General features: G+C 38.8%; 19 protein-coding genes. 13 read left to right on the top strand and 6 right to left on the bottom strand.

The features are described 5' to 3' along the window. Positions 1-15 precede the first annotated feature (15 nt). Together MS6x_RS06590 and MS6x_RS06585 are read left to right on the top strand one after the other, a co-directional pair. Complete coding sequence (locus tag MS6x_RS06590) at positions 16-402, top strand: plasmid mobilization protein (RefSeq protein ID WP_482606232.1); 387 nt, start codon at positions 16-18, stop codon at positions 400-402. Then, on the top strand, positions 399-2,696 hold the full coding sequence (locus MS6x_RS06585) for a relaxase/mobilization nuclease domain-containing protein (RefSeq protein ID WP_482606230.1): 2,298 nt from the start codon (positions 399-401) through the stop codon (positions 2,694-2,696). Before MS6x_RS06590 ends, MS6x_RS06585 begins: the two co-directional genes overlap by 4 nt. 211 nt (positions 2,697-2,907) lie before the next feature. On the opposite strand, the gene MS6x_RS06580 is transcribed toward MS6x_RS06585, so the two are convergent. The 3 genes from MS6x_RS06580 to MS6x_RS06570 all read right to left on the bottom strand — a co-directional run bounded on the left by MS6x_RS06580 (position 2,908) and on the right by MS6x_RS06570 (position 6,095). Then, the gene (locus MS6x_RS06580; RefSeq protein ID WP_482606228.1) at positions 2,908-3,765 is read right to left on the bottom strand and encodes a hypothetical protein; all 858 of its coding nucleotides are present in this window, start codon (positions 3,763-3,765) and stop codon (positions 2,908-2,910) included. Then, entirely contained in the window at positions 3,740-4,741 is a 1,002-nt protein-coding gene (locus tag MS6x_RS06575) for a type IV toxin-antitoxin system AbiEi family antitoxin (protein WP_482606227.1), read from the bottom strand. The genes MS6x_RS06580 and MS6x_RS06575 overlap by 26 nt, the downstream gene beginning before the upstream one ends. 130 nt (positions 4,742-4,871) lie before the next feature. Then, complete coding sequence (locus tag MS6x_RS06570) at positions 4,872-6,095, bottom strand: tyrosine-type recombinase/integrase (protein WP_482606225.1); 1,224 nt, start codon at positions 6,093-6,095, stop codon at positions 4,872-4,874. Between the two features lie 457 nt (positions 6,096-6,552). Here MS6x_RS06570 and MS6x_RS06565 point away from each other — a divergent pair, with 457 nt between their 5' ends. Continuing rightward, the gene (locus tag MS6x_RS06565) at positions 6,553-6,930 is read left to right on the top strand and encodes a hypothetical protein (RefSeq protein ID WP_482606223.1); all 378 of its coding nucleotides are present in this window, start codon (positions 6,553-6,555) and stop codon (positions 6,928-6,930) included. 124 nt (positions 6,931-7,054) lie between these two features. Then, complete coding sequence (locus tag MS6x_RS06560) at positions 7,055-9,298, top strand: TonB-dependent receptor domain-containing protein (RefSeq protein ID WP_482606221.1); 2,244 nt, start codon at positions 7,055-7,057, stop codon at positions 9,296-9,298. Between the two features lie 381 nt (positions 9,299-9,679). Here MS6x_RS06560 and MS6x_RS06555 read toward each other — a convergent pair whose 3' ends face one another. After that, positions 9,680-10,117 (bottom strand): RrF2 family transcriptional regulator, encoded by a 438-nt coding sequence (locus tag MS6x_RS06555; RefSeq protein WP_482606220.1) that lies wholly within the window; start codon positions 10,115-10,117, stop codon positions 9,680-9,682. Positions 10,118-10,286: 169 nt separating this feature from the next. Here MS6x_RS06555 and MS6x_RS06550 point away from each other — a divergent pair, with 169 nt between their 5' ends. From MS6x_RS06550 to MS6x_RS06510, 9 genes are all read left to right on the top strand, one after another. Further along, the gene (locus tag MS6x_RS06550) at positions 10,287-10,790 is read left to right on the top strand and encodes a c-type cytochrome (protein WP_482606218.1); all 504 of its coding nucleotides are present in this window, start codon (positions 10,287-10,289) and stop codon (positions 10,788-10,790) included. A 134-nt stretch (positions 10,791-10,924) separates the two neighbouring features. Next, complete coding sequence (locus MS6x_RS06545) at positions 10,925-11,506, top strand: fasciclin domain-containing protein (RefSeq protein ID WP_482606216.1); 582 nt, start codon at positions 10,925-10,927, stop codon at positions 11,504-11,506. A 34-nt stretch (positions 11,507-11,540) separates the two neighbouring features. Further along, the gene (nosZ, locus tag MS6x_RS06540) at positions 11,541-13,505 is read left to right on the top strand and encodes a Sec-dependent nitrous-oxide reductase (protein WP_482606214.1); all 1,965 of its coding nucleotides are present in this window, start codon (positions 11,541-11,543) and stop codon (positions 13,503-13,505) included. 135 nt (positions 13,506-13,640) lie between these two features. Next, positions 13,641-14,261 carry a hypothetical protein gene (locus MS6x_RS06535; protein ID WP_482606213.1) on the top strand — a complete coding sequence of 207 codons (621 nt, stop codon included), beginning with the start codon at positions 13,641-13,643 and terminating at the stop codon, positions 14,259-14,261. A 158-nt stretch (positions 14,262-14,419) separates the two neighbouring features. Continuing rightward, entirely contained in the window at positions 14,420-14,854 is a 435-nt protein-coding gene (locus tag MS6x_RS06530; protein WP_482606211.1) for a nitrous oxide reductase accessory protein NosL, read from the top strand. A gap of 195 nt (positions 14,855-15,049) precedes the next feature. After that, positions 15,050-15,343 carry a cupin domain-containing protein gene (locus tag MS6x_RS06525; RefSeq protein ID WP_482606210.1) on the top strand — a complete coding sequence of 98 codons (294 nt, stop codon included), beginning with the start codon at positions 15,050-15,052 and terminating at the stop codon, positions 15,341-15,343. Further along, the gene (locus MS6x_RS06520; RefSeq protein WP_482606208.1) at positions 15,343-16,614 is read left to right on the top strand and encodes a nitrous oxide reductase family maturation protein NosD; all 1,272 of its coding nucleotides are present in this window, start codon (positions 15,343-15,345) and stop codon (positions 16,612-16,614) included. The genes MS6x_RS06525 and MS6x_RS06520 overlap by 1 nt, the downstream gene beginning before the upstream one ends. Positions 16,615-16,675: 61 nt before the next feature. Beyond that, a complete protein-coding gene (locus tag MS6x_RS06515; RefSeq protein ID WP_482606206.1) occupies positions 16,676-17,386 on the top strand; it encodes an ABC transporter ATP-binding protein in 711 nt (236 codons plus the stop codon). Next, positions 17,379-18,161 carry an ABC transporter permease gene (locus tag MS6x_RS06510; RefSeq protein ID WP_482606204.1) on the top strand — a complete coding sequence of 261 codons (783 nt, stop codon included), beginning with the start codon at positions 17,379-17,381 and terminating at the stop codon, positions 18,159-18,161. The genes MS6x_RS06515 and MS6x_RS06510 overlap by 8 nt, the downstream gene beginning before the upstream one ends. A gap of 137 nt (positions 18,162-18,298) precedes the next feature. Here the strand turns inward: MS6x_RS06510 and MS6x_RS06505 are convergent, their stop codons facing one another. After that, positions 18,299-18,421: a hypothetical protein gene (locus tag MS6x_RS06505; protein ID WP_482606203.1), complete on the bottom strand. Its 123-nt coding sequence runs from the start codon at positions 18,419-18,421 to the stop codon at positions 18,299-18,301. 901 nt (positions 18,422-19,322) lie between these two features. Continuing rightward, the gene (locus MS6x_RS06500) at positions 19,323-20,564 is read right to left on the bottom strand and encodes a 3-deoxy-D-manno-octulosonic acid transferase (RefSeq protein ID WP_482606201.1); all 1,242 of its coding nucleotides are present in this window, start codon (positions 20,562-20,564) and stop codon (positions 19,323-19,325) included. Positions 20,565-20,605 lie beyond the last annotated feature (41 nt).

The raw sequence follows: 20,605 nt of genomic DNA, 5'->3' as shown, positions 1-20,605 counted from the left end.
TGAAAAGCTAAGAAAATGGAACAACGAAAAAGAGGCCGAAAACGATTGGGGAAAATGAAACGGTACCACAACGTGATGCTACGGTTCAACGATACGGAATATGAAAAATTGAAGAAAATCTGTGAATCCTATGACCTGGATATTTCGGAAAGGGGAACGATAAGCCCGCTGCTGAGAAGATTGGTCTTGCAACGAGAGGCCGAAGAAAAAGATAGACTTCCAGATGCCTTGAACCTCGCTTACCATATCAACAAGATAGGGAACAACATCAACCAGTTGGTCAAGATCGCCCACCATAAGAACCTGAGAAGCCCGAATTCGAACCTCGAAGGGGAAATTAATAAGACCAACGAACTGCTGTACGCGCTTATCAAGATAACGATGGATGAAAGAACAGGATGATTGCAAAGATCATTTACGGCGAAACCTGTACAGGGACTTTGAACTATGTCTTCGGGAAAGAAGGTATGCAGGTACTCGGTTACGGCAATACGTTTTCCCAAAGCATATCGCCTAAGTTCTTCGGGAGCGTGCTGCACTTTCAGGGACAGCGCAACGCCACCAAGAACCGCTATGCCCATATCAGCCTTAACCTTCCGCACGGCGAACACCTAGATGACAATACGTTCCTAAAAATATCCGAGGAGTACATGGAAAATATGGGCTACGGGGAACAGCCCTATGTAGTGGTACGGCACAATGATACCAAGCACGAACACGTCCATATCATATCAACTATCGTCAAAGAAGATGGAAAAGTACTCGAAATTTATAACAGCCATAGGAGGAGCATGGCGACGCGGCAGCACTTGGAAAGAAAGTACGACCTGACACCGGCACCGACGACAAAACAGAAAAGGGAACTCCCGATATACCGATTGCCTGAACTACAATTTGGGATGGATGCGGAAAAAGGAACAAAATATTATCTTCAGGATGTACTGAACGGTATCAACCAGAAATACAAGGTGCGGAGTTTCGAGGAATTGGCAAAACTGGTTAAGTCTTATCATATCGAATTAAGAACCACCAAGAGTGAAACGGGAAGGATAGGGGTAGCCTACGGACTGAACAACCAAAAAGGGTATCGAACTCGGTTCATAAACGGCTCCGCTGTACATCGAGGGCTGAGCGGCCCGAAACTACAAAAGGTATTCGACATCCATTCCAAATCGAAGCTGTTGCCGATGCACCGGAAACGCCTGTTGAAACAGATAGAAACTACCTATGACCTTTTTCAAACCATCAAACCAAGGGAACTGGAAAGGGTCCTGGAGGAATATCAAAGCATCGATATAAAACTGGACGAAGGAGAAGATGCTATCGAGGGCTATACCATCTATGACAAATCAGGGTATGTGTTCGCGGATAGGGAGCTAAGCCCAAGCATCCGAATGCAAAACCGTTTGGATATTTTCGGAAAGGGGAATGAACATACGACAATAAATATCGAAAGCAAACAGTTCAAGTTGGAAATCCAAAAAGTGATAAAAGAAGCTTTGACCGCATCCTATCTAAAATCCCCAAGACCGAATGGACTGTTCTCTGAACATATCATGACGAAGAAATTCGATGATATCGATAAGGACCTATCGGTATCGAAGAATTACAAATTTCTTGAACGTTATATTCCAAAAAATCAAAAAGGATTGCTGCTCAAGGCACTTAAAACAGAGTTTCCAGTTGTCAGGGAAAGATTGTACGAACTGGAAACCAAAAAGGAAAAGAAGACGCTGGAAAGCAAGTTCCGGCTTATCGGCAATATATTGGAAAAAGGTGTTTTCGATGTTGGTACTGAAAAGGGCAGCGTTCGTCTTTTGTTCCAATCCTTGGGCGTAAAATACCATGACAACAAGCACTCCTTTAGCAATTCGAACAAGCATACGATTCCTGTTCATTTAGGCCGTTTGCCCTTTCCAAAGGAAATGGAAAAATATGTGTCCACAGGATTCGTCCGTCAAAACCATCTGATGCTCGAAATGTTATCGGAACAGTCTTCCAAAAACAGTCCCAAGCTGACCACATCTGTCATTTTTCTGCCCATGATATTTCCGAAACTCTACGAAAAAATGGATTCTGTTTACAAATATCAATATGAAAAAGTCGCCTTGGCTTCCTATGTAAAAAATGCGGAACGGATGCATGCCCCTTTCGAAAAATCCCCAAAGGACTATATCGCCCTTTTCAATGCCAAGGGATTCTATTTTGTAAAGGGAGAAAAAGGTTTCGAGGTCAAATCCATTTATACGGACAACAGAACTAGTTGCCCATTGCCAAAAAGGACGAGCCAATATTTGAGTTCAATTCCCGATCTGACCACAGCGTTGAATAAACAAGAACCCGTCATCCAAGGGTTGGTCGAAGATGGAAGGAACAACCTTAAAAACCTATGGGCAGGCCATCTCATGGAAAGGGGGGTCTACGACAAATTCGCCTTTATGCTGACAAACGAAAGAACCTACCCGAACTTGCATAGGGAGATCGTGCAGCATCATATGGACAATGGGCTTGAGAAAAGTATAAACGAATTGGTGGCACGGAGAACGAACGTCCAACAAAATAGACTGCTGCGGAAAGGCGTTTATGCCGTTAATTCATTATTGGGAAGTAGTAGTAGCTCTGAAGAGATGTTCAACGGTTTCAAGGACGAGTTGACGGATCGGTCAAAGTATAAAGGCAAGTGGCTTTCGATGTAAACCCTAAAAGGAATTCGGTCAAAGAATTTGGCACCCTGCGGGTGCTTTTTGTGGATAGGGAGAGAAGAAGTATGCTGTGCCGAGCCATGGTCGGTTCGCGCCCTACGAAGTTTCTTCTTAACGCTTACCTGTCGGGACGCTAAAGAAACTCCGCAGGATCCAAGCGCGGGTAAGTCATGGTAAGATTTGGGGTAGGACGGGAAATTAATTTTTAATCGCCTTGAAAACCGAGCTGAATTTCAATTAATGGTTTTAGACTTTCCACAACGGTAGTATTGGCCCAATTTGCCATAATCTTCCCAATTTCACTTGTATTGACATCCATCGTATTTTTTTCTAGAAGATTGGTCAGCCTTTCATAGAGTTTTTCATTCCTGATCGCTATTTTCTTCATCTCCCGACCCATAACCCGTGCGGCAATAAGATTTAGTCCAAAATCATCGTCGCCAAATAAATCTGAATGATACTCGTAAATTTGGTCGGTGTACATTTCAAAAAAATGAGTCAGTATTGTCAGAATGTCCTTTAGGTCATCCCTTCTGATTTCAGGACGGTCTTCCCAAGCGATGAGTTTTAGAATAACGATTCCGGGCAAAGTGCAAAACTTAAAGCGATGTTCCCCTTCCAATTCTACTTCGGGCAATCCACTTTCATAAATTTCTTTGAAGCCAGGCATGTTCAAACTGGTAAGCCCAGTACCTTCCAAACTTACCTTGGCATTTTCATCTTCAATGTTTCCGAAAGGAAGGAGGTCAACCTGCATTCTTCCCTGCCAAAATAACACGAAGTTATTCTCTTTGGAAGGTTGAAAGTGTTCTATTTTAATAAGGTGTCGTTTTAGTTTTTCATAGATTCCCTTGTCTTCGATAAAAACGGCAAAATCAATGTCCCTTGTAATTCTGCTTGGCGGGATTTCATTAATTGCCGTCATCCATACATCACGGGCGACGGCACCGACCAAATAAAAATCGAGTTGGAATGCTGCAAAACCTCGCTCTAAAGCTGCCAACATTTCTAAAAAGTCGGGTCTTTGGCGGAGTTGTTTAAAATTTATCTTGTAAGTACTCATTGTATATTTTTTCTGCGGTTTCGGTACATCGTCTATCCCCTTTCATTATTAGGTCAGCGTAAGCGAGCAAAGGATGAACCGCATCTTTTTCCTCCGTATTGTCTTTCCAGAATTTTTTGTATATCTTGACGTTGCCGCCTTCATCGGGAACAAGTCTATAGTTCTTCATCAGTTCGTTTCTTGGTTCGGTGGTGTATAACGTCAACTCTTCCGGACGTAGGTAATTGGTATAGATATCCCCAGCGGGTTCACCTCCCCAGAACGTTTTCCCTTGTTCTAGTTTAATGTCCTTCCAATTAAAAACAGTATCGTTATCAACAAAACGGTATGTTCCAATGGCCAGATTTGGTTTCAACTTTTTTTCATAGGCCAAAATCCATTTTTCGAGTAACTTTTTATTGCTCTCTAAGATATAGGTATCCTTGTTAAGTGGAATGAGGAAACCATCATCCTTTAGGCCATTGAAGATGTTCGTAATATTGCCGATACCTGTATCTGTTTTATCGGCTATTTCACGATAGGTTTTGTTGACCCATCTATCGTCCAATAGGAACTGGTAAACGACTTTTAGTCCGGTTTTGGTAAATGCCCTGTTTGTTGTCTTTTGCTTTATTGCGATGGGTTCATTGGCATCTAGCCAAAGGAAGGTCTCTTTTTCGTTGAGGTAAACATTGCCGTTTGCCTCAAGATAGGCGATGTTCCTGTTACGAAGCTCTTGTTTTATTTTAGGAAATATGGTTTGTGCAACGATTATAAATGGCTCATACTCCTTGGCGAATGCCTCTAATTTTGGCAGATGGATATTTCTTAGCTCTTTTTTTATTTCTACACCGAGCTTGATAGTCCGGTTGTTCAGGGTAAGGGCTATCGTGCCATCTAAGACTTCATTGGGGGCGTTATCAAGCCATTTGGCTTCGATTTTACCTGTTTTCTGAAGGTTGGCCAATGCATATTGCACAATTCCTTGCTCGTTCATTGTTCACTTTATTTTATTGTTCACGAAAACGTGAACAAATAAATATTATGAACAAAAATACATAATTATTTTAAAAAGAACTATTTATGAAGAAGATAAAGTATTTAAGAAAGCACAATGCGTGAATAGATTAAAAGCCAATGACACTATCAAGCGCATCGTCCAAATCTTTGTTTACGAAGTTCTGCTGATAGTCAATTGTTGTTTTAATATCGGAGTGATTATAAAGCTTTTGCAAAACTTGCAACGGAATTCGGTCACCGGATATATTCCCAAAGGAATGACGTGATACGTGCATTGTGATTTTCTTTGTTATTTCCGCTCTTTCGGCAATTTGCGCCAAGTATCTATTAAGTCTTTTGTTTGCCGTTTTGCTAACCCTTAGAATATCTTTCGGATTATTGGCGGCTTCTTTCAATTCAGGGAAGATATAATCGGTGTGGGCGGTTTTCGTCGGGAGGTACTCATCCAATATTTTTTGAAGTTTACCATGTATTTTGAGCGAAAGGTTTTTTTGATTCTTGTTCATGGTATAATATATTCTTTCTCCCTGAACGTTTGCCCAAGTCATTTGAACTACATCGGAAACTCGCATTCCAGCGAGATAGAAACTAAAAAGAAATACATTTCTTGTATGGTGTTGCTTTGGATTGTCAGAAAGATCTATTTCTTCGATAATTTTGATTTCCTCCGCAGTAAGACCGATTTTTATAGATTTTGGAATTCTTATTTTAATCTTTCCATCGGTATTCCCAAAAGGATAACTGTCCCTAGAGATAATGCCCTGTTGTGAAGCCCTGTTGTGCAAGGTGCGTATGAAAATTAGCGTGTTTACAATACTTCTTTCCCCAACGGAATCTTTAGAGCTTCTTAAATAGGAGATGAAGCCTCGTAGAAAAAGAGGGGTGATGGCCTCGAAGGTCAACGTCTTTGCTCTTGGATACCTTTTAATCCTATTCAATAAGGGTCGTTCACAATCGATGCGAGAATACTTTTTGTTCTTTTCAAGTTCATCAAAATAGGCTTCGGCAAATGTGTAAAACGAGGAGCTTTCATATTTGCCTGAAATTGTTTTTTTTATTTCTGCAATTTGGCTTTTGGAATTGACTTCTGTCTCTACGTCTAATAGCGTTTTATTAATTTCTACGACTTTGGAGGATATAAAATTGTTTAAACGATTCGAGTTCGGGTGGCTTTTTTTAACTTTACTCGTTACTTCATCCCAATATTTTGGTTTAATTTTCTGACCTGTATGGATATAAGTCGATTTCCTGTTTTTAGTAATGCGAATGGCGATGGTGCATTCCCCTGCCTTATTCTCTTTTTTCCAAAGTAATGCTTTAATCGTTGCCATTTGTTCTTTTTATAAAGATACAAAAATTGGTAAAACAATGTTAAAACAAATGGTGGTTTTATATGGCTTTTTATGGTATTATTTGATTTGTAAAATTTCATAAGTAACTGATAATAAGGCATTTTAATATTTATAGATACAAATTAGAAAAAACTTAGGATCTAGTGCCGCAAGGTGTGAGAGTTCGAGTCTCTCCGCCTGTACAGTATAAAAGCCTCTCAGTAATGAGAGGCTTTTTTTATGGAATATCCTACACGTAAAAAGGTAATTATGGCAATTGAATAAGCTAGGTTCTATACTTATGTAGAAATTTAGATTCCTTTTGAGGTAGTATTGAGATTAAACGTTTTGCTGAAAATGTTTACAAATCTAAATAAAGGACAAAAAAGTCTTTATTATTTCAACTTCATGACTTTTATCATATTGTTCGTTGTAAAACGGTAATAAATTTGCTCCTATGAAAAGTGTGGTCATCCTTTTTGTGGCGCTAACGATGCTCTTAAAGCCCTTGTGGCCGGTAGCGGATTATATCGTTAATTATGATTATATCGTAAACGTACTTTGCGAGAATAAGGACACACCACAATTAAATTGCGATGGCAAGTGTTATTTGGCAAAACAACTCGCAAAGGAGAACAAGGATGATGGTAACAATCCATTTGAACAACGACATATTACGGTGGAGCAGGTTTACCCAATTTGCTATCAAACATTGCTAGATTTTGAGTTCTCAGAATTGTTTTGTTTTTCTTCAAAAAATCTTATTGGTTATTCTAAAATTCTGTTTTCCTCACCTAATCTTTTGAGACTGATTCAACCCCCAGAGATGTGTTAGTGCACTAGGCACTATCCTTTACTATTTCTCACATTTTGTGCTATCCGTCTAAAACGAAAAAGATGGCACTAGATTATTATTGAATCATAATATATAACTCATGAATTTTTATAAAACTAAGTCAATGGGGCTGCTTGCTGCGCTATTGTTAATTTTTAATATAGCAGCATTAACAGCACAAGAGAAAAGTACTGTACGACTATTAGATCGGGACAACGCTCTAGCCATAGAAGGTGCAACGTTTGAATATGGTGCCCAGAAGGGTGTTTCAGATGAAAATGGGAATATTCAATTTGAATATGAATCTGGATTATCCATTTATTTTTCCCACATTAATTATGGTAAATGGAGCTTGGATGATAATGGGGTTTTGGCGCTGATTCAAAATAAGGTACTATATCGTCAAAATAGCATCGTGAATTTGTACCCGGTTACCGTTATTGCGCTTCGTCCAAACAAAAGTCCGGTTGAAAAATTAGAATTGGATTATCAGGAGCGTATGGCACATGATGCAACTTCTGTATTGAATCAAAATCCGGCATTAAATAGTATCCGTAAAGGTGGTGGTTATGGCTTTGACCCCGTATTTAGAGGGTTCAAGTACGATCAGTTGAACGTTGTGCTTAACGGAGCACAAAGTGCAACTGCAGCCTGTCCTAACAGAATGGATCCCCCTACAAGCCAGATGGCACCAAACATGATCGATCGTATAGAGGTGTTAAAAGGACCGCATGCATTACGTTATGGAACTGGTTTTGGGGCTACTATTAACTTTGTACCTGAAAAATTGCGTTTTACGGAGGAACAAGATATATATGGTAGAGTTTCTAGCGGTTATGAGGGCAATGGTTCTATTTTTAGAACAGAAGGTCAATTAGGCTTTAGTGGTAAGAACCATGACGTAGCCTTATTTGGATCATGGTCGCAGGGAGACGATTACACCGCGGGAAATGACCTGAACATTGATGGGGAATTTAGTAGGGGAAGTTTTGGAACCAATTTGGGCTTTAAACTTTCAGAGGATAATCAGTTGCGTGTATCCGCAATTTACAATGTTGCCAGGGATGCTGATTTCCCCGCACTACCGATGGATTTAAGGGAAGATGATACCTGGATGTTCAATGCCAGGAATGATATCACCTTTGATAATGACCACTTAACATCATGGAACACCACTATTTTCGCGTCATTTGTAGATCACCTTATGGACAATCTGCTAAAGCCGCTAGACCCTAGAATGTTGAACGCTGCCACAAACGCGAAAACATCGAATTATGGGGGAAGAACCGAAGGCATATGGAATTTTGATACGTCCAATCTTTTTGCAGGTCTAGATTTCAGGAGAGAAGCTGCCGAGGGTATCCGAACGCGAGAATTTTTAATGGGGCCTAACGCGGGTAATATCGTTAAGGATAATGCGTGGCAGAATGGCAGGATTGATAAAACAGCTGTTTTTGGGGAATACCATTTAAATTTTGAAAAAATTCGATTTGTGTTGTCAACCAGATTGGAGCTCAATAGTGCCAATATTGATGAGCCTACTCCCGAATTCTCCTTAGTTTATGATGATGTACAAGTAACACAGTTTAATCCTAGTATTAGTATGGGAGCTACACAGAATGTTACGGAGAATTTGACCATGGGACTTTGGTTGGGTCGTGCACAACGCAGTGCAGGACTAACGGAACGTTTTATCAACTATTTTCCAGTAGGCCAAGACCCTTTCGAGTTGATCGGTAATCCGCAATTGAATTCCGAAATTAATAATCAGCTGGATTTGACTTTCAATTGGCGAAAAAATTCAACCAATCTAAACATAGATCTCTTTGCTGGATACCTTCAGGATTTTATTTCTTCAGTAATTGATCCTAATCTTACGCCACGCATACCTGCAAGCCCTGGCGTACGACAGTTTGTGAATATTGAGGACGCTTTTAAAGCCGGTTTTGAAGTGAACTGGACACAAGAACTTGTATTAGGGTTACAGCAACGAGTGGGAATGGCCTATACTTACGCCCAAGATTTGGAACGAGACGAACCTTTGCCCGAAATCGCCCCCTTGGATTTTAGGTATACGCTGATAGGAAATTACAATGAGGGAAAGCTGCAGCCCGAACTTGCCTTTAGACATGTATTGGAGCAATCACGTATATCAACCGAGTATGGCGAGACAACCACGCCTAGTTTTACTTTGTTGGATGTGAAGTTGGCCTATGAATTAACAGATGCTGCACGGATAACGCTCGGGATCAACAATATATTCGATGACAATTTCTATGAACACTTGGCCCGATCGGTACGAGGAAATAACCTCCCCATATTTTCCCCGGGCCGTAATGCTTTTGCAGCTATCAATTTTGTTTTCTAAAGAATTTGAAGGCTAGTTTTCATTTCAATAGCTGCTGGAACGGACTTAATGATATAAAGTTTCAGCAGCTTTTTACAATACTATTTTTTCCAAGGAGCCCTTTTGATGCGATTGGCGTACGCTAAAGAATTTCTGTCACAATTAAAGTTACCGTTTTTGCGAAGAGTGCAGCTCATGTTATTGTTCCTCAACACCCATTTTTAAGACCATGTTGCACGACGGTAAGATTTTGGTTTCCTGATGGCTTTTATCGTACTCAACATCCATGGAGCATTGAAATTGATTTTTAACTCCTATTCTCACTTGTTTGTTTTTAAAATGTTAGAATTATAATTCTAACATTTTCCAGTGATTAACCAATGTTGGCCTATCGTTCAGGTGTCATATGCTTAAAAAGGTCTTTCCCGCTTCAACGTTTTTTGCAAACGTACCAATAGAGTTTGTATTAAGTTCGGAAAGAAATCTTCGCCTAAGCGGTTGCACCATCTCATGTATGGGACAAGGTTTATGGCTATTACACTCGTGAAGTCCGAGAACACATTCTTCTAGTTTTAAAAGACCGTCAATTTCGTCTATAACGACTACCAATTTTTGAGACTTGTTTTCTTCAGTAAGATAAAAACCACCTTTAGGCCCTTTGGAAGAGGATATAACCCCTTTTCGGGCCAATTCCTGTAATAGTTTAGCTAAAAAAGGTACGGGAATATTGGTATTTTCAGCAATCTCTTTTGCTCCTATCTTACGCCCTTTATGAGTGTCTAAGGCTAAAAATAGAACCGCATTGATAGCGTACTTGCTTGCGTTTGATAACATCTCCATACAAAAGTAACTTATTAGAGCATATTATGAAATAATAATAGGTTTTCCTGACACAAAAGTAATATAAAATAATTAAAGACCCTTTTATCTTTTAATATGATAAATATCATATTTTTGCCCTGTAAATACTTCTATTTTTGATTCGTGAAATTAATAAACAACCTAAAAAATGAAAAGAGCATTTAAAAGTTTAGCCATAATCCTCACTGTACTCCTTATGAGTTGCGGTGGAAAAGAAGAAAAGAAAAAAGACGGTTTTAGTGTAGACCGTCAAAAAACCACGGAAGCGGTAGAAAGTGCGCCTGCTGCAGATGAAGTGCCAGCTTCAAAACGCATTACTTTGGGAGATAAGGGAGTAGGTGAAATTAGGGACATTACATTAGATCCCGTTATCGACGAAGAAATGGCTGCAGCGGGCGCAAAACTTTTTAAAACGAACTGTACCGCATGTCATAAATTGGATAAGCGATTTATTGGCCCCTCTCCCCAAGGAATTATGGAAAGAAGGAGTCCAGAATGGATTATGAACATGATTTTGGACCCTGCTTTGATGGTGGCCGAAGATCGGTGCGCAAAAGATTTGTTGGTTGAGTTTAATGGAGCCGCCATGTCTAACCAAAATTTAACCGTTGAACAAGTACGGTCTATTTTGGAATATTACAGAACCTTGTAGCGTTGGAGGTAGAGAAGACGGACTAAGAAAACCATTATTGTCAAAAACAGCCTCTTTTTTTACTATATGTTCTTTTTGCAGATTCTTTTAAACGATAAAATTAAAACCGAGAATATTAACTAGAAACCAATATCATGAAAACAACCAATTTTAAATTTCTAATTGGATCCGTTATTATGCTGCTTTTTATCTGCAGTTGTAAGGGCGAAACCAAATCCGATAACATGAGTTCGCCCGCCGCAGCAACAGAAGCTGCCGATACCCAGAAAAAAGGCCAAGCCTTTATCGAAGATGATGGGTCCACGCCTAATGTTTTGCAGATTGCCATTGGGTCTCCTGACCACACTACATTGGTAGCGGCGGTACAGGCAGCAGGTCTTGAAAATGCGTTGGTAAATGCAGGTCCTTTAATGGTCTTTGCACCCACTAATGCCGCTTTTGATGCCCTGCCAGCCGGGACGGTTGAGAATCTATTGAAACCGGAGAATAAAGATGCATTAGCCCATATCCTAAAGCACCATGTAACAGCTGGCAATTATGATATGAATCTCCTCAAAAAAATAAAGAAACTAGGACAGGCGAGTGATCTTAGCACCACAGTGGAAGTAAAAGGAGAGGATATCTACGTGGGCGGTGCCAAAATATTGGGTAGCGTAGATGCGGGCAACGGTACCGTATATGTAGTAGACAAGGTAATTCTACCTCCATCAGAATAAATTAAACCAATAGAAATTTATAAATAAACACAGAATGAAAAAGTATACTTATTATTTATTTGCCATGCTAGGGTCGGCCTTGATGCTTACCAGCTGCGGTAATCAGAACGGAAAGGCTTCTTCTAACGGAGCGCTTTCTTCCAGTAACGCCGAAAAGGTATATGTGGCCCCAGGCGAGCAGGATGAGTTTTATGCCTTTATTTCCGGTGGATATAGCGGTAATATCACAGTATATGGTTTGCCATCTGGCCGAATGTTTAAGGAGATTCCTGTATTTTCCCAGTTTCCCACTTCTGGGTATGGGTATTCCGAAGAAACAAAACCAATGTTGGAAACTTCCTTTGGATTTGTTCCTTGGGATGATTCGCACCACCCCGATATTTCCCAATCAAAAGGAGAATTGGATGGCAGATGGATTTTCATCAATGGTAACAATACACCGCGAATTGCACGTATCAGTCTTGAAACTTTCGAAACTGAGGAAATCATTGAAATACCTAATAGCGCAGGGAACCACAGTTCTTCCTTTATAACGGAAAATACCGAATATGTAGTTGCTGGAACACGTTTTTCTGTTCCCGTACCACAACGAGATATGCCAATAAACGAGTACAAGAGCAATTTTAAAGGGGCACTTTCTTTTATAAGTGTAGATCCGGAACATGGCCATATGGATTTGAAATTCCAATTGATGATGCCGGGCTTCAACTATGATCTTTCTCACCCTGGTCGTGATAAGTCGCATGGTTGGTTCTTCTTTACAACGTATAATACAGAGGAGGCTAGTTCGCTTTTAGAGGTTAATGCCTCACAAAACGACAAGGATTTTATCGCTGCGGTAAATTGGAAAATAATCGAAGAGTATGTAAACAACGGTGGTGGTACTATGATGCCTGCTAACTACGCACACAATGTGTACGATGAGTCAACGCATACCGCTACTTCAACCATGAAAAAGGAAGTGCTTACAGTTGATCCTTTAAAAGTACCTGGTGCCGTTTATTTCTTGCCAACACCAAAATCGCCACACGGGTGTGATGTAGACCCAACTGGACAATATATTATCGGTAACGGTAAACTTTCTGCTGATCTAACGGTACACTCTTTTGATAAGATGATAGCTGCGATTGAAGGCAAAAAGTTTGATGGAGAAGCTTATGGCATTCCTATCTTAAAATTTGAAGATATTTTGGCCGGAGTGGTTAAAAGTGGTGGGTTAGGTCCCTTACATACCGAGTTTGATGGGCAAGGTAATGCCTATACCACTTTCTTTATCTCTTCCGAAGTAGTAAAATGGAAATTGGGTACTTGGGAAGTTATCGACAGAAAACCAACATTCTACTCTGTCGGTCACTTAATGATACCAGGAGGAAACTCCAGAAAACCATTTGGCAAGTATGTTGTTGCTATGAACAAGATTACCAAAGATAGGTATTTGCCTACCGGTCCGGAATTGGAGCACTCTGCTCAATTGTATGACATAACTGGGGATAAAATGGAACTGATATATGATTTTCCTACGCATGGTGAGCCTCACTATGCAGCTGGTATTCCGGCAGAAATATTAGCTCCTAAATCCAAAAAAATCTATCGATTGGATGAAAACAAGCATCCATATGCGGTAACAAGTCCAGATCAGGCAAGGGTAGAGCGCAAAGGAGACGAGGTACATATTTATATGTCTATGATCCGTAGCCACTTTACACCTGATAATATAGAAGGTGTGAAAGTAGGGGATAAGGTGTATTTCCACATTACCAACCACGAGCAAGATTTTGATGTGCCCCATGGTTTCGCCATGATTGGTCAGAATACCTCAGAACTTTTGATTATGCCGGGACAGACCAAATCGTCTGTATGGGAACCTAAAAAACCAGGTGTTTGGCCGTTCTATTGTACAGATTTTTGCTCGGCCTTGCACCAAGAGATGCAAGGATATGTTCGTGTTTCTCCAGCAGATTCCAGTATTGACCTTTCTTGGTCCTTAGGCGAGGACTAGAAAAGACCTTAAACATCATTTTTTTCAAATGAAAAGCGGGTAGCGTTTAACAATCTGCCCGCTTTCTTAAATTAGTACGGAAACGACCATCCAAAAATAAACATCGGATTTGTACAAAATTTAATTACTACGACAATGAAAAAAGCAAGTATAATAATGATAATAGGTTCTCTTTTGCTATTAGGGTTGTTCGTCTTCCCGTTATGGAACATAGAATTGGGTGCGCCCCAATATCCTGAACCTTTGGGAATGAATATTTATATTGACGGTCTTCAAGGTCAAAACGAGTTTGATCTTCAAAATATAGATGGTCTTAACCACTACATTGGCATGAAAATGTTACCAAAACCCGAAGATATGTGGGAGTTTACTGTTTTTCCATTGGTAATAGGCGCCATGGCTGCCGTAGGCGCGCTGTTAGGTCTTTTGGGATTTTTGGATAAGGTATCCTATAAATGGTTCTTAGGCTGGTTTATTACAATGTCCATTCTAGGGGTGTTGGGCATGTACGACTTTAATGCCTGGATGACGGATTATGGTACCAACCTTGATCCTAAGGCCATTATGAAATTGGCAAACCCGGACGGTACGCCCATGAGCTATAAGCCACCGCTATTCGGACATCAAAAAATGTTAAATTTTGACGCATATTCGTATCCAAGACTAGGAGCTTATTTAATGTTCACGGGAATGATATTAACTTTAGTTGCTGGTTATATAGGCTGGAAAAATCGTGTTCAGCTAGTCAGTTCCTAATTTGTTATTGAAAATTTATTGTGGTAGCCGATAGTAAAATGTTAGTTTTAAAGCCATGGTGTTTTACTATCAACTGTTCAAATGATTTTGCTGCCAGCCTTAACTTGGCATGCTAAAGCAAAAAAATCTCGAGGACTTTTCTAATAATCAAAGAAACTATGAAAAAGAGACTTATTATACTTTTATTTTTAGGCGGTCTCCTTACTTCCTGCACAAAAGCACCAAAACCTGTTGTTTATGGCTCGGACGGATGCCATTATTGTAGCATGACGATTGTGGACAAACAGCATGCGGCGCAGTTCATGACCAAAAAAGGAAAGAGTTTTGCTTTTGACGCAACCGAATGTATGTTGAACCATGTGAAAGAATTGGATAGCGAGACTATAGCATTATATGTAGTAAACGATTTTAACGCACCAGGCGAATTCATTGATGCCGAAAACGCTACGTATTTGATAAGTAAGAGCATTCCTAGTCCTATGGGTGAATATTTAAGTGCATTTGCCACAGGGGAGGATGCCAGAAATGCGCAAGCCGCAAACGAAGGCAAACTGTTTACTTGGGAAGAACTTAAGGAACGTTTTGGTTTGTAATCTAAACATATATTGTTACGCGGATTTGATTAACGCTAATCTTAAATATAACAAAGATGAAATTCAAAAGCACTGATTACCGTTGCGCCAAGTAAAATGGCTTTAGAGCAGCCTATCTCCAATCTTAACATGTTTTGCTCCATGCGAAAAGTAGACTATCAACATTTGAGTGTTTATAATTAAAATAAGGAAGTAATGTACCAAACAGACAATACGATAAAATCACAGATTTTCGATAAACTTCAAATTCAGAAACTGATCAAGAACGATACGTTCGAAATCCTTAGTATAAGTCTAGAAAAAGGAGCTATTTTTCCGGAACATACTTCTCCTACAGATGCCACGTTGGTTTTATTGGAAGGTGCTATTGTTTTTCATATCAACGGACAGGATTATGCAATTAAAACGTTGGAACATTTTACTTTTCCAAAGGAAGAAAAACACTGGGTCGAAGCTTTTGAAAATTCTAAATTTTTGATTATAAGATAATGCAAAAATGCCACTGGATATTTTTATTTACTTCTGTTTTTTGGTTTCAATTCATTAGCGCCAATACCATTGCGGTTTGTGAAAGCTGCGAAATTAAAACTGTAAAACACGGTATTGCCCTAGCGGCGGACTTTGATACTTTATTAATTAAGAAAGGTACCTACAAAGAATATAATATTTTGGTAGATAAGCCCTTGACTATAATAGGCGAGGACTATCCCGTAATCGATGGAGAGAAAAAGGGGGAGATTATAAGAATAGTCTCGGACAATGTAATCCTAGATGGCCTCTTTATAATCAATGTAGGTGTTAGTTATACCGCTGATCATGCTGCTATACGAGTTGTTAGAAGTGAAAACTTTGTAATACAGAACATTGTGTTGGAAAAGCTATTTTTTGGCATTTATTTGGAAAAATGTAAAAACGGGAAAGTGTATCATAACAACATTGTTGGGGAGGCGAAGGATGAATATAACTCTGGTAATGGTATACAACTATGGTACTCCAATAACATTGTTGTAGATAATAATATTATACAAGGAGCACGAGATGGTATTTATCTGGAATTTTCGGACGAAATTACCATCAACAATAATCTGAGCAGTAATAACCTGCGCTATGGCCTACATTTTATGTTCAGTAACAATGATGTATATACCAATAATACCTTTGAGGATAATGGCGCGGGTGTTGCCGTAATGTTTTCTAAACACATAAAAATGGTCAACAACATTTTTCGGAAGAATTGGGGAACCGCTGCTTATGGTATGTTACTTAAGGAAATAACGGACGCAGAAATTATAGGCAATACCTTTGAAGAAAACACTATTGGTATAAATATCGAGGGTTCTAATCGTATTGAGTACAGGAACAATAATTTTATTCATAACGGATGGGCCTTAAAAGTATTGGGAGCCTGCTATACCAATACCTTCGAAAACAATAATTTTCTTTACAATAGTTTTGACATCTCTTATAATAGTAAGTTGAACGACAACAAGATCATAGGAAACTATTGGAGCGATTATACCGGTTATGATCTGGACAAGGATGGTGTAGGCGATGTACCCTACCGTCCCGTGAAACTCTTTTCTTATATTGTAAATCGAACACCGGAAACCATTATATTATTGCGAAGTCTATTTATGGATATCATAGATTTTTCGGAAAAAGTATCCCCAATATTTACGCCCGATAATTTGCTTGATGAAAGTCCGCTTATGAAAAAGGTGAACATGGAGAAAGTACCGTTTGGAGTAAGAGGGGAATAGGCTACAGTTTTCAGAAGCCCAATTATAAAGTATGTAATAAAAACGAGAGGAACAGGTTAAAATGATACACGTAGAAAGTTTATATAAACAATTCGGAAAAAACCAAGTACTCTCTGGTCTTGATCTCACCATTGAGAAGGGGGGTATTTTTGCTGTTTTGGGGCCTAACGGTTCAGGAAAAACAACTTTGATAAAGAGTATTTTGGGTATGGTAGTCCCTAATAAAGGGATTATTTCTGTAGACGGAAAACGGATTAAAAATAAATGGAAATACCGCCAAGAAATAGAATACTTACCTCAAATCGCAAATTTTCCGGGAAATTTGAGGGTCAAGGAACTCATTAGAATGATCAAGGATTTGCGCCAACGGCCTAGCAGTGAGGAAAATCTGATCACACTCTTTAAGCTAGAACCTTTTTTAGATAAGAAATTGGCAACGCTATCCGGGGGTACCAAACAGAAAGTGAATATTGTTTTGGCCTTTATGTTTGATAGTCCCTTACTAATCTTGGATGAGCCGACTACCGGATTAGACCCGGCATCGCTCATCAATCTAAAGAATTTGATACAAAAGGAAAAGGAAAAGGGAAAGACCATTTTGATTACCTCCCATATCATGCAGTTTGTTGCGGAAGTTTCGGATACAATCATATACCTGCTCGAGGGAAAAATTTACTTTAAAGGTACCATAGACGAATTACAGCAAAAGACGCAACAAACCAATCTAGAACATGCCATTGCGGCCATAGCAACCACTCCCGCCGATGCTTAAGATACTTAAATACAGTTTTTACGACCTTATCCGTAGCCGATGGAGCTATGTGTATTTTTTGTTTTACCTATTGTTAGGATTTGTTTTACTCTTTTTAAACAATGATGTTTCCAAGGCCATTATTACCCTAATGAATATCATCATTGTATTGGTACCGTTAATCGGTACCATATTCGGAGTAATGTATTTTTATAACTCAAAGGAGTTTACCGAGCTTCTCTTGGCTCAGCCTGTAAAAAGAAGTTCTATTTTCTTGGGTCAATATTTGGGTGTCGCGGGTTCCCTTACCCTTAGTTTGGTACTTGGCTTGGGTATTCCGTTTGTGTTATATGGCCTGTTTCGCAGCGATGCCATTTTTGATTTCTCCTTACTCTTGGTAATAGGAGCGTTTCTTACGCTAATATTTACTGCACTATCCTTTAATTTGGCATTATCCAACGAAAACAAAATCAAGGGATTTGGTTACGCTGTGCTATTGTGGTTGTTCTTGGCCGTTATCTATGACGGACTCTTTTTGATGTCCCTTATGTATTTTGAAGACTATCCGCTCGATAATTTCTCTTTATTGGCAACGATTTTAAACCCAATAGATTTATCTCGAACCTTAATTCTTTTGAAACTAGATATTTCGGCGTTATTGGGATATACGGGAGCTGTTTTTAAACAATTTTTCGGAACTAATCAGGGACTTATTGTTTCTATATTGATGTTGGTTCTCTGGACAGTAGTACCCATTTGGCGACTTTTGGCAAAAAGTAAGAAGAAAGATTTTTAGGATTTAAGTAGGCAGTTGAATTACTTTGCTGACTATATCACAAAAGAATTTTGCGATGAGTACAAAAAAAACTCAGCCCCTTTTTAGAGGGGCTTAGTTGTAATGTAAAGTTTCACCAATAAAAATAATTTTAAAGGTTAGATTGCCCCAATAAGGGACAACAAAGTTCCAACTGCAACTACAGCCAAAAAGGCATGCATTGCAACTACAAGTACAGATAGATAAGAATCTACCCCAGTCTTAAATGATAAATGGTTCATAACATTACCTACTTTAAAGTTATATATGTCCAATTTATCCAATGTATACCTCAATACATTATTTATGTTGTAAAATCCTACTTGACCGATGCTAAAACTTTATATTTTGTGGTTTGATTTTTTAAAAAAAAGGTATTTCGTCGTCTAAATGGTACTGTATATCGGATTTTTTGTTCTAATTATCCATAGGAATGTGGTTTGCCTTCAGATGAAAAAGTTACTGATTTTTTACCGGTGCATTAAACGCGTTTTCAACTAATCTGCGAATGAGACTGTCTTCTATTTTTTATCACTTTTTAAGTGATAATACAAATTTCTAGATAGTACGGAAATATACCAAAACGAGGTGGGTTAAAAATTTGTCCTTGGTAATTGGAAAGGGTTTAAAGTATTCCAATCCAATCTAAGATGAAAGCCAAAGGTATCGCAAATAAAATAACGACTAGGCAAGCTACCATAATTCTCAAAAAACCATTTAATATTTTTATTCCTGCTGTAACTTCGTGTTCCATAATCATATAGTGTTGTGGTTGTCAATGTATATAATATTGTATAAAGCAGCGTTAAAAGGGTATATAAATCGATAAAAAGTCAAAATCACCCTCTTAATGATAGACCATCCTTCATTTCATCGATCTATTCGATAGATAAACGGACGGTCATTAAGGTACTAAATTAACAGGTAATTTTCAAATTTCTTTGGGTAAAGTCGCTTCGTTAAGCTTGGCTTTAAGTATTTGCTGTATTTTGAAGGTTGCTACAAATTTTTTGGTCACCGATATATTAGATAAAGAGGGCTGGGTATTAATCATATATAATAACAAAAATCCAGTTGTAGTTTTTTTGAAATAATGACTCCCGTTACTATAGAAAGGTAAACAGGATGTTCATAAGTACGATATCAATTTGTAAGCAGTTTCGTGATGTCGTTCATGATTTTAGCACTTGCACCTTTGTTTTTAGAAATATATGCTGAGTTTATTTGTCCTAGCATATTTCTATTGTCTGTACTGTGATAGAGTTCATTTATCGTTTTGGTTAGTGATTCTTTGTTGCCAACAGAACTAATACCGCCTAAGGTTACTAAATCTTCCGCTTCTTTAAATCCTTTATAATTAGGGCCTATGATTACAGGAATGCCAAACACGGCAGGTTCTAAGGTGTTGTGTAATCCGGTAGCGAAACCGCCTCCCACGTAGGCTATGGTTGCGTAGCTATAAATTTTGGTCAATAAACCAATGGTATCCACAATAAGTACTTGCACGTCACTTAGGTTCTGACCTTCTATTTCCGAATACAGTAATGAAGGTTTTGAAATAGATTCTTTCAAACGCGTATTATGTTCTTTTTTGATGTTGTGCGGTGCAATGACATATTTCAAATCATTATCGGTAGAATTGATATAATCAACTAGTAGTTTTTCATCAGCTGGCCAAGTGCTTCCCGCAATGAAACAATGTGATGTAGTATTAAAAGTATCCATAAATTCCAAGCAATTATCTGCATTCAAAATTTTGGATACCCTATCAAATCTTGTGTCACCGGTTACATCGCAATTACTACATCCTATACTGTTTAAAAGTATTTTAGAATTCTTGTCCTGCACATAAAAGTGGTCAAATGTTTTCAATACATTTCGCATAAACCCTCCATACCATTTAAAATATATCTGTTCTTTTTTGAAAAAGGCAGAGACCAAGACGGTTGGGATATTTTTTTGCTTAAGGGCTGCTAAATAGTTGGGCCATATTTCGTACTTTATAAATATCGCTAATATTGGATTTGCTATACCAAGGAATTCGCCAACTTTCTTTTTGGTATCCAGGGGCATATATGTCACTATATCTGCGGCAGGGGTGTTTTTCTTTACCTCAAAGCCAGAAGGGGAGAAGAAGGTTAAAAGTAGTTTATAGTCCGGAAAGGCCAGCCTTAAATGCTCTAAAATGGGCAGACCTTGTTCGTATTCGCCCAAGGAAGCGGCATGTAACCAAATAACTTGGTCGCCATCGGAGATATGTTTTCGCAAGGTCTCTAAGGTTTGTTGTCTACCTTTTACAAAAAGCGCAAGTTTGTGGTTCACTTTCGCTACCAATCGTAAGACAGACCAAGAAGCTGAAACTATTAGGTTATATATACCGTACAAAAGAAACTATTTGTCGCTAAATTACATTTCTTTCGATAAAA

The organism is Maribacter sp. MS6, from assembly GCF_056839185.1.
The sequence above is the reverse complement of the archived record's forward strand: the minus strand, read 5'-3'. Positions and strand labels throughout refer to the sequence as shown.